This is a genomic window from Isoptericola sp. NPDC057653 (assembly GCF_042799955.1).
Classification (GTDB): domain Bacteria; phylum Actinomycetota; class Actinomycetes; order Actinomycetales; family Cellulomonadaceae; genus Isoptericola.
In genome coordinates, this window is the sequence record NZ_JBHVHP010000001.1 from 144,193 (window position 1) to 158,629 (window position 14,437).

10 protein-coding genes are annotated in these 14,437 nt (G+C 74.6%); all 10 read right to left on the minus strand.

Annotated features, from left to right (window positions below; translation table 11 throughout):
* Positions 1 to 12: 12 nt before the first annotated feature.
* The 10 genes from ACFU9A_RS00590 to ACFU9A_RS00635 all read right to left on the minus strand — a co-directional run bounded on the left by ACFU9A_RS00590 (position 13) and on the right by ACFU9A_RS00635 (position 14,400).
* A complete protein-coding gene (locus ACFU9A_RS00590; protein ID WP_430573314.1) occupies positions 13 to 1,566 on the minus strand; it encodes a polysaccharide lyase 6 family protein in 1,554 nt (517 codons plus the stop codon).
* 28 nt (positions 1,567 to 1,594) lie between these two features.
* On the minus strand, positions 1,595 to 4,072 hold the full coding sequence (locus ACFU9A_RS00595; protein ID WP_430573315.1) for a polysaccharide lyase 8 family protein: 2,478 nt from the start codon (positions 4,070 to 4,072) through the stop codon (positions 1,595 to 1,597).
* 122 nt (positions 4,073 to 4,194) lie between these two features.
* Complete coding sequence (locus tag ACFU9A_RS00600) at positions 4,195 to 5,553, minus strand: GDSL-type esterase/lipase family protein (protein WP_430573316.1); 1,359 nt, start codon at positions 5,551 to 5,553, stop codon at positions 4,195 to 4,197.
* A complete protein-coding gene (locus ACFU9A_RS00605; RefSeq protein WP_430573317.1) occupies positions 5,550 to 6,233 on the minus strand; it encodes a DUF624 domain-containing protein in 684 nt (227 codons plus the stop codon). Before ACFU9A_RS00605 ends, ACFU9A_RS00600 begins: the two co-directional genes overlap by 4 nt.
* Entirely contained in the window at positions 6,230 to 8,353 is a 2,124-nt protein-coding gene (locus tag ACFU9A_RS00610) for a DUF4962 domain-containing protein (protein ID WP_430573318.1), read from the minus strand. The genes ACFU9A_RS00605 and ACFU9A_RS00610 overlap by 4 nt, the downstream gene beginning before the upstream one ends.
* Complete coding sequence (locus tag ACFU9A_RS00615) at positions 8,350 to 10,368, minus strand: heparinase II/III family protein (RefSeq protein WP_430573319.1); 2,019 nt, start codon at positions 10,366 to 10,368, stop codon at positions 8,350 to 8,352. Before ACFU9A_RS00615 ends, ACFU9A_RS00610 begins: the two co-directional genes overlap by 4 nt.
* Positions 10,365 to 11,123: an SDR family NAD(P)-dependent oxidoreductase gene (locus ACFU9A_RS00620; protein ID WP_430573320.1), complete on the minus strand. Its 759-nt coding sequence runs from the start codon at positions 11,121 to 11,123 to the stop codon at positions 10,365 to 10,367. Before ACFU9A_RS00620 ends, ACFU9A_RS00615 begins: the two co-directional genes overlap by 4 nt.
* Positions 11,124 to 11,170: 47 nt before the next feature.
* Positions 11,171 to 12,100, minus strand: a complete 930-nt coding sequence (locus ACFU9A_RS00625) for a carbohydrate ABC transporter permease (protein ID WP_430573321.1) — start codon at positions 12,098 to 12,100, stop codon at positions 11,171 to 11,173.
* The gene (locus tag ACFU9A_RS00630) at positions 12,087 to 13,037 is read right to left on the minus strand and encodes a carbohydrate ABC transporter permease (protein ID WP_430573322.1); all 951 of its coding nucleotides are present in this window, start codon (positions 13,035 to 13,037) and stop codon (positions 12,087 to 12,089) included. Before ACFU9A_RS00630 ends, ACFU9A_RS00625 begins: the two co-directional genes overlap by 14 nt.
* A 79-nt stretch (positions 13,038 to 13,116) precedes the next feature.
* On the minus strand, positions 13,117 to 14,400 hold the full coding sequence (locus ACFU9A_RS00635) for an ABC transporter substrate-binding protein (RefSeq protein ID WP_430573323.1): 1,284 nt from the start codon (positions 14,398 to 14,400) through the stop codon (positions 13,117 to 13,119).
* Positions 14,401 to 14,437: the final 37 nt, after the last annotated feature.

The following is a 14,437-nucleotide window of genomic DNA, read 5'->3' on the forward strand; positions in this document are numbered from 1 at the left end:
CGGGTGGTGCGGTCAGGGCGCCGCCGGGCCGACGTCGGACCGCTCGAGGGGCGTCCGCGTGACGGGCGCGTCGGACACCTCGTCGGCGCCGACGTCGGGCCGCCGGTCGCGCGGCTGGCCGTCGACGTCGTCGACGAGGAACGGGTACGAGCCGATCGCGGTGTTCGTGGCCGGGCCGGGACGCAGGCGCCACAGCCCGTCGACGCGCTCCAGACGCGGGTCGGCGACGCGGATCTCGCGCGGCCCGACGGCGAGACCCACGGTCGCGTCGCCCGTCGGGTACGCGATGTTGCCGGAGTACGTGACGCCGGCGGGCTGCTTGAGCTCGGCGAACAGCGGGCCGGCCGAGCCGACGACGAGGTTGTCGGCGACCAGCGAGTCCACGGGCGGGTAGAGGTAGTTGGCGCCGACCTCGATCGTCGACGAGTTGTCCACGAACGTGTTGTGGACGACCGTCGCGCGGTGCACCCGCCAGTGGGCCGACGTCGCCCCGGAGCCGTCCACGTCGCCGCCGTCGATCTGCAGCGCCGCCGTGTACCCGGAGCCGCGGAGGCCCTCGAAGTAGTTGTCGAACACGAGCTGGTCGTCGCCGTACAGCCGCACGCCGCCCGTGCCGGGCTTGCCCTCGCCGAGGAACACGTTGCCCTGGATCACGTTGCGGTCCCCGCGCCGGGCGACGAACGCGCCCGCCGACCGGCGCACCGTGTTGTGGCGCACCGTGTTGTCGTCGCTCTTGATCGAGACGATCTCCGGGTCGGAGTCCGTGTTCTCGAACAGGTTCTGCTCGACGACGGCGAACGAGCTGGAGTCCGACAGCGCCGAGACGCCGAGCCGGATCGCCTCGCCGCCGTTCACCGGCTGCGCCGGGCTGGTGCCGAAGTAGTTGTGGTCGATCCGGTCGTGCTGGGAGATCTGCGTGGCCCCGCCGTACACGGTGACGTAGTTGCCCATCAGCGTCTTGTCGTGGAACGAGTTGTGGTCGATGCGGTGGTGGCCGCTGCCCTCCCCCGAGATCTGCAGCCAGTGCCGCGACGACGTCGGGTCGGCCGGCGGCTCGAACCGCAGCGCGACGTCGTTGCGGGTGAACCGGACGTGCGTGGACGCGGTGATCTTGAGCGTCGTGGCGTTCCGGAGGGTCAGCCCGCGCACGACGACGTGGCTCGACCGCGCGACCTCCAGCTGGCCGGCCGTCACGAGCGCGCCGCCGAGGGTCGCCGCCTCGACGACGACGGGCGCCTCGGGGGTGCCCGCCTTGTCGGCCAGCTTCACCATCGTGTACTCGCCGTCGGCCAGCACGATGCGGTCGCCGGGCAGGGCCGCCTTGAACGCGGCGGCCAGCTCGGCGCTGGTGCTCACGGGCACGGTGCGCAGCGGCGCCGGGTCGGGGGCGTCGTCGGTCGGATAGCCCGCCGTCGTCGCCGTCGTCCCGGCGCCGGCGGCCGCGACCGGGGCCGGGACGTCGGCCGCGACGGCGGGCGCCGCGGCGCCACCGATCACGCCGCAGGTCAGCCCGAGGGCGAGGGCGAGGTTGAGGGCCACGGGCAGCCCGAGGTGCTTCGTCTTCATGGTTCCTCCAGGTCGGGTCGGGCCGTGGTCAGACGAACGAGGCGGTGACGGTGGCGCCGGCCAGGCCGGCGGTGGCGGCGACGATGCGCCACCCCGAGCCGCGCCGGGTGACGGTCACGCCCGGGTCGGCGGACACGAACCGCAGCCCGTCGCGGTTGAGGTCGACGACGACCTGCGCCCGGGTCTGCGTGGGGTCGCTCAGCGCGACCGTGGTGGGCCGGGTCCACTCCGTGCCCCCCGAGCCGGGACCGGACTCGTGCACGACGACGGACGCGGGGCCGTCCGCGTGCAGCGACCCGCCCTCCCCCGGCACCCCGGCACCCGTGGGCACCGACGCGGGCGCCCAGAAGTTGGCGGCGACCGTGCCGCCCAGGGCGACCGCGTGCACGGTCGCGTCCTGCCCGATGATCCGCAGCCCGGGGGCGGTGCCGCAGGCCTCCGCGAACGCCCGGGTGGCGGCGGCGTCGGCCGCCGGGAGCATGACGTAGGCGTACGCGGCGTCCGCGGGCGCGGCGCCGTGGTCGAGCCACGCCGTGACGTACGGGCGGGTCACCGGGGTGTCCGTGCCGTACTTGATGTTGATCTCGCGCCAGGTGTGCGTGCGGTCCTCGCGGAGGGCGTGCAGCCGCGCGCCGCCGGGGAACACGTAGCCCGCCGTGCCGGACAGGTGGCACCAGCGCACGTCGTCGAGCGTGGCGGACCAGCCGTTGCCGAGGCCCTGGGCGACGCCGTCGACGACGAGCGCGGCGCCGTCGCGCACCTTGCGGTTCTCGACGACCGTCTCGACTCCGCCCGCCGCGGGCGCCGTGATGCCGGAGCCGACGCAGACCACGGCGTCGTCGACGAGGAACCAGCTCTTGAGGGCCCGCAGGTCGGAGCCGCGGGCGCGCAGGTCCTGCCCGTACGCGCCGACCGTCGCGCCGGGCACCGCGGCCCCGCCCACCCAGGCGGCGTCGCTCGTCTCGCGGAAGTTCGCGCTGTTTGCCAGCCGCGCCGTGTCGACCGTGGTGCCCGGCAGGCGGTACGGGTCGACCGTGGGCCAGTAGTCCTCGCTGTAGTGGCCGAGGTCGTCGGTGTACAGCAGCACCATGCCGTCGGACAGGTGCCAGCCGTGCAGGTTCTCGTTCTGGATGGACTCGTAGTTGTAGACGCGGCTCGAGTACGCGCTGACGCTCACCGCGAAGCCCGGGCGGCGGTGCATCATCTTGTCCATCCCCGGGTACTGCCGGTGCGCGACGAGCGCGCCGCGCGGCGTGGGGGCCGCGGCGAGCAGCGCGTTCGCGGCGACGACGGACGCGGGCGTCGTGGCGGCGAGGAAGTCGCGGTAGGTGTCCTCGGTGATCCACTGCGCCACCAGTGACGTCAGCGTCACGGCCAGGTCCTGCGGCGCGGACGGGATGAGCCGCAGCGTGCCCTCGATGACGGTCTGCGCCGCCACGTGTCCCTGCTTGCTGGGGCGCGCGATCTCGCGCCCGCACACCGACGCGGCCATGTCGCCGCGCACGATGAGGGGGTCGAAGGCGTCGGTGACCCACGCGTAGACGTTCGCCAGCTCCGGGTCGGTGACCTGCCACGGCGAGTCGCCCAGCAGGTGCAGCAGCGACGACAGCGTGCCGAGCAGCTCCTTGCCGTAGCCGCCGTTGTACGGGTGCTTCCAGTGCTGCAGGAACGAGCCGTCGCGGAAGAAGCCCTCGCCGGTGCCCTCGCCCTCGGTGGTGCCGCCGTCCACGAAGGCCAGCACGCTGTTCGCGCCGGCGCCCTCGACGTCGCTCAGGGCGTCGCGCACGCGGCCGAGCGCGACCTCGTCGCCGTCGAGGCTCGCCCGGACGGCCACGACCGTCGCGATCCACACCCGGTTGGCGCCCGTGGCGATCTGCCGGTCGGCGCGCCACAGGTTCGGGTCGGGCGTGTAGTGGTCGATGGCGGCGGTGCTGCGGGCGAGGGCGTCGCCCAGGTGCTCGCGCAGCACGACCAGCGTGTCCACCAGCGCCGACGCCGAGCCGATCTCCCAGTCCCAGTCGTTGTCGAAGCGCGGGATGCCGGGGCCGTAGACGTGGTCGTGCATCCAGGTGATGCCGTCCGCGACGTCGGCCGCGACGGCCGGGTCGGCGGCCACCGAGGTGCCCGGCGTCGCCCACGCCACGGCGATCGAGCGCAGGCGCTTGAACGTGGTCGTCACGGTGTTGGACCTGGTCCAGTCCGCCAGGTCCGGCCACAGCGCGGTGCGCCCCGCGGACCGGTCCAGCGTCGTGAGGACGGTGGTCGCCGCGCGGTCGACGCGCTTCACGGCGGCCTTGACGTGCGCGTCGGTGAGGTCGAGCCCGGGGCCGCCGGTCTGCAGCACCGCCCAGCGCTCCACCAGCTCGGCGGTGGTCGAGGCGGGCGTCGCCCGGGCGGGCAGGCTGAGCGCGGGGGCCAGCGCGGCGGCGCCGGCCAGCGCGCCGAGGCCGCGCAGCACGCTGCGGCGGCTCGGTCCGGTGAGCCCGCCCGGGCGGTCTGCGGGCATGCTCGGTGCTGTCGAACCCAGTGTGTCGATGTCCATCACGGTCCCTCTCGTCGTCGAGCAGGTGGGGTGGAAACGCAGGGTGGAACGCAGGGTGGAACGGTCGTGCGGGGTGGTGCGGGTCGTCAGCCCAGGAGGGCGCGGCGGGTGACGGCGGCGGCCATCGCCGCCGCACCGGCGGGGGTGGGGTGCAGGCCGTCGCCGCTGTCGAAGGCGGGCGCGAGCCGCGCCGGGTCCGCGGCGTCGGCGAGCGCGGACGCCACGTCGACGACGGCGTCGAAGGCGCCCGTGCCGCGCCCGGCCTCTGCCAGCAGCGTCGCGTTGACCACGCGGCGCTCCTCCTCGAGCGCCGGCGTCCAGCGCTGCCAGCCGCCGAACGGCGTGATCGTGGTGCCGACCACGCGCAGCCCCCGGTCGCGGGCGCGCAGCACGAGCTGGCGGTAGCCGGCCAGCAGCACCGCCGGGTCGGTCTGGCTGGGCGGCTGCTGCAGGTCGTTGACGCCGAGCACCACGAGCAGGGTGTCGACACCGGGGAGCGCCAGCGCGTCCCGGTCGAGGCGGGCCTGGCCGCTCGGGCCGAAGCGCTCGTCGTCGAGCAGCACGCGGTTGCCGCTGATGCCCAGGTTCGCGACGCCGACGGCGCCGCCGCGGGCCGCGAGCCCGCGCGCGAGGTGGTCGGTGAGCCGCAGGTCGGCGTCGTCCGGGGTGCCGACGCCCTCCGTGATCGAGTCGCCCAGCACGGCGACGCCGGGCACCCCCGGCCGCTCCACGTCCACCCCCACCAGCAGCACGGCCGACCTGGTGACCTCCGCGCCGTCGAAGCCGGGCCCGGCGTCGGCGGTGAGGTCGCCGGCGCCGACGTACCCGGTCGCGTGGGTGTTGCGGTGGAAGCTCAGCGCCCCGGTGGGCCCGGGCAGGTGCACGCTCACGACGAGGTCCCCGCCGTCGGGCACGTCGAGGGACGCCGGGTCGCTGACGAGCGTCGCGCCCGCCGCGAGCAGCGCGCCCCGCTCGCCGCCGAAGGTGAGGGTCGTGACGGTGGCGGGGTCGACGCCCGCGCCCGCCCCGGAGAGCCCGGGCGCCCGCCGCGCGACGGTCACCGCGCCGACCCGGACCGGGGCGGCCGAGAACGTGCCGGCCAGCCGCACCCGCAGCGTGCCCGGGCGGCCGCGGCCGCCGCCGGTGCCCCGGCTGCCCGCGCTGAGGCGCAGCACGTGGCGCACCGTGCGGTCGGTGACGCCGCCGAGCACCAGCGGGTCCGTCGCCGTGGGGCGCGTGTGGGCGGTGGTCCACGACGGCACCCACGCCGTCGTCCTGGCCCTGCCCGTGGCGGCGCCGGCCTCCGCGAGCGCCTCCGCCCCCGCGAGCGCGGTGGCGCGCGGCGCGAGGAGCAGCGCCCCGGTGGTGGCGAGCGCCCCCGTGAGCAGGGAGCGCCGGGCGACGGCGCCCGGGCGGGGAAGTACCTGGGCGGTGGTGCCGGTCATGCGTCGTCCTCCGTCTGGTCGAGGATCACGAGCCCCACCAGGACGGGGACGCTCGCGCACAGCAGCAGGGGGCCCGCGGGGATCACGAGCGAGAACACGGGCGTCGCCACGGCGGCGCTCAGCAGGGCGGTGCCGCGCGGCACCGAGGCGAACGCGAACCAGAGCGCGCCGGGCACCCAGGTCCGCACCGATCCGGCCGGCCGGGCGGCGGCGACCACCGCGAGCGCCAGGTGGTACGGCACGCTCGCGACCAGCAGGCCGATCGCGAGCGTCACGAGCACGAGGGCGCCGGGCCCGGTGCGCCCGACGAGGAAGACGACGTCGACGGCCAGCAGGGCGAGCCCCGCGGTGGACGCGACCGCGTGCCCGAGCAGCGGCCGCAGGTACGCACGGAACGCCCGGAACACGCCGGTGAACGTGCGCCCGTCGCCGTCCGAGCGCCACGCGCGCAGGGCGTGGCCGACGGCGGCGAGCGCCGGCAGCCACGTGACGACCCCCAGGCACAGGATCGCGAACGCCGCGCCCGCCGCCACGGGGTGGGCCAGGTACTCCAGCCAGCCCATGAGCGTCTGCGACCAGCGACGGGACCGGTCGGCCGTGGGCCTCGTGGGCCCGGTGGGCCTCGTGGGCCTCGTGGGCCTCGTGGGCGCGGCCGGCCGGGCGGCGGGGGCCGTCGTCATCGGCCGGTCCCGGCGGGCAGGACTGCGGTGACCTCGTCGTCGTCGAGGACGGCGGAGCCGAGCGCGGTGTGGTCGAACAGCGTGCGGCCGTCCCGCTCGACCCGCGTGGCCCCGACGACGGCGACCCGCTCGCCGGCCACCAGCACCGCTCGCGCCCGGGCGCGCACGCCGCCCGAGTCGATCACGCCGTCCGGCCCGGCGAGGTGGACCCGCTCGCCCCCGCCCAGGTCCACCCCCACCCCCGTGGTGGACGGGAGGAGGCGGGCGGCGGGGGGCGTGGGGCGGAAGGCGTCGAACGGCTCCACGACGGTCACGGCGAGCAGGTCGCGCGACGCGGGCGGCGTGACGCGCAGCGTGTGCAGCCGCCGGGTCACGACCAGCGACGGCGTGCTCGACGTCGGGTTCGCCTCCACGTCCGTGACGACCTGCTCCGCGCGCACGCCGCCCGCCTCGGTGGTGAACGCGTGGGTGGTCAGCCACGCGCCCGCGCGGCCGTTGCGCAGCACGCGGCGCACGGCCCCGTCGGGGGGGACGTCGAGGCCGACCGGCTCCGACGGCTGGTCGGCGTGCAGCAGCACGGTCCACTCGCGCGGCTCGGCGGCGCGGCCACGGTCGACGACGACGGTGCGCCCGGACGGCATGACGACCAGCGTGCGCTCCAGCGCCTGGACGCCCAGCTCGGCCGGGTACATCCGCCCGGTGCGGGCGCGGCCGTGCAGGAAGCCGCCGTCGGCGAGCACGTCGACCATGTCGGCGGTGCGGTCCGGCGGGGCCTCGGCGTAGACGTGGTACCGGCCCTCCCCCGCGAAGCCGTGCCCGTCCACGAGGACGAGGTTGTGGTGTCCGGCGCGCTTCTTGTTCGAGTACCCCTCGTCGACCAGCAGCCAGGCCCCGCGCGACGCGAGCACGAACGACCCGGCATCCGGGTGGTGGTGGCCCGCGCTGAGGGTGTCCCAGCCGCGCTCGGCGTCGATCCGGCGCGACGTGTCCCACGCGGTGTGGCCGCCGCCGGGCGAGGACTTGAACGACACGAGCGTGGCGTCGTCGTCCCACGACGTGCGGTGCACCAGCAGGCCGAGGTCCTCGAACGCCGCCTGCGGGGCGACCGTGCCGGCCGGGTCGACCGGCGTCACGGACGCGTCGTACCAGAGCAGCTCGGCCCACGCCTCGGGCAGCACGCCCGGCTTCACGCCGCTCTCGTACGCCTCGCGCCAGAAGAACCGGTCCGCGACGGTGTCGGCCAGCCACTGCGCCTCGCCGAGCCGGTAGCGCGCGGCGAGGATCCGGTACAGCGCCACGCTGTGCCCGCTGCGCCGGTCGTGGCAGTCCCCGTGGTCGACGATCTCCTCGTAGCCGGGCGCCGCCTGGTGCAGCCGGTAGAAGAAGGTGCGCGCCAGGAAGCGGCACCGGTCCCACCAGTCGACGCCCTCGGCGTCCTGCAGCAGGTCGAGGTACGTCGCGAGCCACGGCACGCCGTAGCGCCAGTAGACGACGCCCTCCATGTCGGAGCCGTCGGCGGGCAGCACGTCGACGACGGTGCCCATCGCCTCCTTGGCCCGCTCCGTCCACGCCCGGACGCCGAGCGCGTAGCCGACGGCGGCGAGGCCGGTGTGGCAGATCCAGTGGTGGTTCTGCCAGTACGAGCTGGACCACCAGCCGCCCTCGCTCGCGACGGCGAAGTCGTACAGCCGCTCGCCCTGCAGCTCGAGCTTGGCGCGCAGGGCCTCGCGCCGCGCCGGCTCGAGGTCGTCGCCGAGCCACGAGTACGCCAGGGACAGGCCGTGCAGGATCCAGCCGGCGTCGAGGTCGTGGTCGGGCAGGTGGGCGCGGCCCCAGTGGTCGAAGGAGACGGCCGCGGAGATCCAGCGCCACGCCTCCTCGAGGTAGTGGCGCTGGCCCGTGAGCCGGTACGCCAGGGCGAGGTTCGCGGCCGCCGGGCCCAGGTAGGTGATGCTCGCGAGCGGGTGCTCGGCCGGCGGCGCCGTGCGGCGGTACAGGTCGCACTGCTCCGCGAGCCGGCGCCACTGCGGCGCCAGGTCGCCGTCGAGCCGGGACCGCAGGTCCGCCAGCCGGTCCTCGTCGAGCAGTAGCATCCGCGCCGGCGCGATCGTCTCCGTCATGCCGTCGCCTCCTCGTCCGTCGTCCCGTCCGTCGTCCCGTCCGTCGTCGTGCCGGCCAGCTCCGCCGGCAGCGGGTGGACGTCGGCCGCGCCGTCCGCGCGGTGCACCCGCACCTCGGCACCGGCGAGCTCGACGCCCGTCACCTCCGCGCCGCCGCCGCGCGCCTCGGCGTCCGCCTGGAACACGGACACCCAGGTCGCCGACGTCGCGGCCTCGGCCGCCCAGTCCACGTGCGCGCGCTCGCGCTGCGGGTCGTCCGCCGGGCCGGGGCCGGGCCGCACCACCGCCCGGACGGGCACGGGCCCGGCGGGCCCGGTCGCCCGCGCCGTGTGCACGCCGTCGAGCGCCTCCGCCCCGCGCCACGCGGTGCGCACGACGTCGGCGCCGTCCCCGCGGACGCCGAGGGGCACGTCGGGGCGCAGCCCCAGCGTCAGGCGGCGCGGCCGGTCGGCGCGGGCGTGCGCGACGTCGAGCAGGTAGCCGTCGCCGAGCACCACGTGCCGCACGGCGCGGGCGCCGTCGTACCAGGACGTCGCGTCGCCGCGGACCTCGACGGTCAGCGACCGCTCGGTGCGGGCCAGCAGGCGGCCGGCCGCCTCGGCGGGGTCGGCGTCGTCGACGCGGACCACGGGGTGCGCGGCCGCCGACGCGTAGTGCGCCCGCCACGCCGGGTGGCCGTAGGGCACCTGGCCCGGGTCGGGCTGCCAGGGGGTGCTCCGCCCGAACAGGGCGAGGGCGAGCTTGTCGTGGTGGCCGTGCGCCGCGCCGTGCGGGCCGTGGTCGAGGACGGCGTGGAGGCCCGAGCCGCGCAGGACGGCGATCCCCACCTCCTCGTCCAGGCTCACGGTGGGCCGCGGGGCCCGCTCGACCGTCAGCGGCGGGGCCGCGAACCAGGCCGTCGCTCGCAGCTCGTCCTCGAGGCCGTCCGCGGGCTCGTCGTCGCCGTCCCCGGCGGCGGCCTCCGTGCGGGCGTGCGCCGCCACCGCGTCCAGACCGGCGTCGGCGACGAAGCCGTCCGCCAGCGCGGCCAGCTCCGTCCACTCCAGCGCGAGGGACGGGCGCACGTACGGGCCGTCGTGCACCGACGGCAGCACGCCGCCGTCGGTCGCGAGGCCCGCGAGCACGTCGATCATCGCCACGAGCCGGTCGCGGGCCTCCGCGGGCAGCGCCGCGGGGTCGGTGCCGCGCAGCGACAGCAGGTACGCCCGCACGACGAACCCGTGGTAGTACGTGCTGGCCTCCCACTCCCAGCCCCCGCGGGTGCTGGCCGCGAGCGCGTGGGCGAGCTGCCCGTGCTCCCCCGCCAGCCACTCGTCGGCGGCGACGGCGGGCGCCGCGAGGTCCCCGCGCACGAGGGCGGCGGCACGGCTGCACACCCGGCCGGCGGCGTTCAGCCACGCCGTGTAGTTCGACGTGAAACGCCCGTCGGCCACCAGCCGCGCACGGGCGGCGCGAGCGGCCTCGGCGGTCGCGTCGAGCATCCCGAGCACGGGCTCCAGGTCCGCCGCCCGGTCGGGGTCGGCCTCCGCGAGGGACCAGACCGCGTGCCCGACGGACACCGCCCAGATGGCGTCGGTGAGCGCCTGGTGGAACAGCCGGCCGCGCAGCATCCAGTCCTGCGCCCGCTCGTGCTCGCCCCCGCCCGCGACCTCGGCGTAGACGTCGGCGTAGCCCACCAGCAGGGCCACGGCCTCCGCCCGCGCCGCCTCGTCCCCGGTGCGGGCCGCGCGGTGCGCCAGCACCCGGGCCCGCCGCGCCCACGCCTGGTGGCTGAGCACCAGCCAGGCGCCGCGCACCAGCTCCGTGTCGACGACGCAGCCGTGCGGGCAGCGCACGCCGCCCGCGGGCGGCACCGGCCCGGGCACCCCCGCGTGGGAGAGCTCCGTGCCGTGCGTCGGGCAGACGAGGTCGTGCCACCAGCCGCCCCGCTCGCGCGGGAGGCCGGCCGCGACGTCGGCGTCGTCCGAGGTGGTGTCCGAGGTGGTGTCCGAGGTGACGGGGGCGAGGGAGGTCATCGGGGCCAGGTCCCCCCGTCGATGTCGAGCGTGGTGCCGGTGATGTACGACGCCTCCCGCGAGGCCAGGTACTGCACCGCGGAAGCGACGTCCTCGACGGTGCCGGCGCGCCCGATCGGGGTGCCCGCGACCATCTTCTGCTGGGCCTCGTCCGTGCTGAACGTGCCGTGGAACGCCGTGTCGGCGATGTAGCCGGGGGCCACCGCGTTGACGGTGACGCCCTGCGGCCCGAGCTCCTTGGCCAGGCCCTTCACGAAGCCGCGCACGGCCGCCTTCGACGCCGCGTACACGACCGACCCGGGGCCGCCGCCGTTGTGCGCCGCCAGCGACGACACCGCGACGATCCGCGGCCGGTCCGACTCGACCAGGTGCGGGATCGCCGCCCGGGTCGTGCGGAACGTGGCGCCGAGGTTCACGTCGACCACCTTCGCGTAGTGGTCGTCGCTCATCTCCGCGACGGGCACGCGGCCCACGAGGTGGCCCGCGTTGCACACGACCACGTCGAGCCCGCCGAGGAAGGCCACGGCGTCCGCGACGAGCCGGTCGACGTCCTCGGTCGAGGTGACGTCGGCCTGCAGCGCGACCGCCTTGCGGCCGAGCGCCTCGATGTCCGCCACCGTCGCCGCGGCCGCGTCGGCCGAGCTGCCGTAGTGCACCACGACGTCCGCACCCGCGGCGGCCAGGCCGAGCGCGACGCCGCGCCCGATGCCGTGCCCCGCGCCCGTGACGAGCACCTTCGCGTCCGTCATGTCCATCGCCATCTGCTTGCCTCTCTGTCCGACGGGCGACCGTTCGCCGCCCGTCACTTGATGCCCGCGTTCGCGAAGCCGCGGACGAAGTACTTCTGGCCGAGGAGGAAGAGCACCACCATCGGCAGGGTCGCCAGCGTGGTGCCGGCCATGAGGAACGCCCACTGGGTGTCGTTCTCCGTGCGGAACACCGACAGGCCCACCTGGATGACGCGCATCGAGTCGGAGCGCGTCACGAGCAGCGGCCACAGGAAGTTGTTCCACGAGCTCTCGAACGTCAGCAGCGCGACGGTGATGAACGCCGGCTTGACCAGGGGCGTCATGATCCGCGCCCAGATGCCCAGCTCGCTGACGCCGTCGAGCCGCGCCGCCTCCTCCAGCTCGACCGGCAGGTCCAGGTAGAACTGCCGGAACAGGAAGACCGCGAACGGCGTCACCGCGCCCGGGATGATCAGCGCCCACCAGGTGTCGAGCCAGCCGGTGCCGCCCTGGCCGAGGATGTCGTTGCCCCCGAACAGCGGCATGAACCGCACGATGAGGAACTCGGGGATGATCTTCGTGTAGGTGGGGATCATCAGCGCCGCGACGAACCCGAGGAACACGAGCTCCGAGCCGCGGAACCGCAGCCGGGCCAGCGCGTACCCCGCCATCGACGCGATCACGAGGTTGATGGTCGTGTGGCTCACCGCGATGATCAGGCTGTTGCGCGCGTAGGTGAGGAACGGCGCCGCGGCGAGCGCGTCGGCGTAGTTGTGCCACGCCCACTCGGTCGGGAGGAACGTCGGCGGCGTCGCCGCGATGTCGGCCGGCGTCTTGAGGGACGTCAGCACCATCCACACGAACGGCACCACCATCACCACGGAGATGACGGTCAGGGTCACGTAGAGCGCGGTCTTCGACAGGCGCCGGCGCGACGCCGGGGAGCGCCCGACGACGTCGAGCGTGGTGCGCGGCGAGACCGCGCCGAGGTCAGTTGCGGCCACTGTCGCCTCCGTTGAGCCGTCGGTTCGCGAGCGTCAGCAGCAGCAGGAACACGAAGAGGATGATCGACTGGGCGCAGGCGTAGCCGAGGCGGAACTCCCGGAACGCCGACTTGTAGATCTCGTACGTCATCATCGTGGTCGTGTTCGCCGGGCCGCCGTCCGTGAGGATGTAGATGAGGTCGAACGCCTGGAAGGCGGAGATGACCGAGGTGACGAAGACGAAGAACGTGGCCGGCTTCAGCAGCGGCAGCGTGATGCTGAAGAACTGGCGCGTCTTGGAGGCGCCGTCCACCGACGCGGCCTCGTAGACGTCCTTCGGCAGCGACTGCAGCGCCGCCAGGTAGATGAGCATCTTGAGACCGACGCCCTGCCAGATGCCGACGACGATGATCGCGGGCATCGCCCACGTCGTCGACGACAGCCAGTTCTGCGCGGGGATGCCGAAGAAGGCGAGCACCGCGTTGAGCAGGCCGTTGCGCGGGTCGTAGATCCACAGCCACACGAGGGCGACGGCGATGGTCGCCGTCACCTGCGGGATGAAGACGGCGGTGCGGAACAGCGCCCGGGCCCGCAGCTGCGTGTCGAGCATGAGCGCGATGAGCAGCGCGATCCCCATCGCCACCGGCACGGTGAAGAAGGCGTAGACCAGCGTGTTCAGCATGCCCCGGCGGAACACCGGGTCGGTGAGCGCGTCGACGTAGTTCTCGATCCCGTTGAACTTCGGCGGCGTGAGCACGTCGTAGTTCGTGAACGACAGCACGAGGGCCGCGATCATCGGGATGCCGATCCAGATCAGCGCGTGCAGCACCGCCGGCGCCAGCATGAGCATGCCGGCGCGGCGGCGGGCCTTCCCCGCCCGCCCGCGCTGGGACGCGGACGGGCGGGTCGGGACGGTGGGTGGTGCGCTCACGTCGCGCGGCGCGGAGACGACGGCCACGACGACCCCCTCTTCCTCGGTGGGACGGACCCGGTCACGGGACAGGACATGGGTGCGACCGGGTCATGGGACGACCAGGTCACAGGCGCGCGATCGCGTCGTTCGCGATGCCGGCGAGCTGGTCGATGGCGGCCTGCGCGGACTGCTGTCCGACGATGGCGGTCTCGAGGGTCGGCTTGATCTTCTCCCGGATCTCCATCCAGGCCGGGGTGCCGCCCTCGGAGCGCGCCTTGCCGAGGTTGTCGAGCGCGAACGCGACCATCGGGTTGCCCTTGACGTAGTCGCTGTCCTTGAGGTCCGAGATCGCCGGCACGGAGCCGCGCTGCTCGCTCGACACCAGGACGGCGTCCGGGGAACCCATGAACTCGACGAACGCCCGCGCCGCCGCGGGGTGCTTGGAGGTGGCCGACTGGGACACCATCGTGCCGCCCTGCAGCATCGCGGGGTCGGTGTTGCCGAGCACGAACGTGCCGATCTTGTCGATCAGCTCGGGCGACTGCTGCTGCAGCTGCACGTAGAGCGAGTTGTTCGTCATCATGATCGCCGACGTGCCCTGCTGGAGGGTGGTGGGCTGCCCGGCCTCGGTCTTGAGGGCGAAGTCGGCCGAGCCGTCCGCCATCATGTCGAGGAAGAGCTGCAGCGACGCGACGCCCTCGGGGCTGTCGAACAGCACCTCGCGGCCGTCCGGGGAGAAGAGCTCGCCGGAGTTGCCGAACAGGAACGTCTCCCAGCACTGGCGCAGGTCGATGGAGAACGGGTCGAAGCCGACGCGCGTGACCTTGTTGCCGTCCTTGACGGTGAGCTGCTTCGCGACCTCGCGGAGCTCGTCCCAGTTCTTCGGCGTGTCCTTGATGCCGGCCTCGTCGAAGAAGTCCTTGCGGTAGGCCACGATGCGCGTGTCCAGCACCATCGGCAGGGCGTACAGCTTGCCGTCGTACCGCGACGGCTCGAGCACCCGCTCCTCGTACGTGTACCGGGTGGCGAGCGACTCGGGCAGGGGCGCGATCGCGTTCTTGAACGCGAAGGGCGGGATCCAGCCGACGCCGAGCGTGACCACGTCCGCCATGAGGCCGCTGGCCAGGCCCGTGGTGATCTTCTCGTTCAGCGAGCCGTAGTCCGTGTAGTCGACGGTGACGTTGACGTCCGGGTACTTCTCGTTGAACTGCTTGATGAGCTTGCCCTCGAGCGTCTCCTTGCCCGTGGCGCCCTCGAAGAGCGCGCAGAGGAAGGTGATGTCGCCCTCGACCGGGCCGTCGGGGTCTGCGGCGGACGAGCTCCCCGGGCTCGTCGTGCTGCAGCCGGCCACGACGGCCGCGGTCCCGAGCCCCATGGCCGTGAGGAAGCTACGGCGGCTGAAATCCATGACTAGCCCTTTCGATCGGCGTTGATCTCACGCAGGC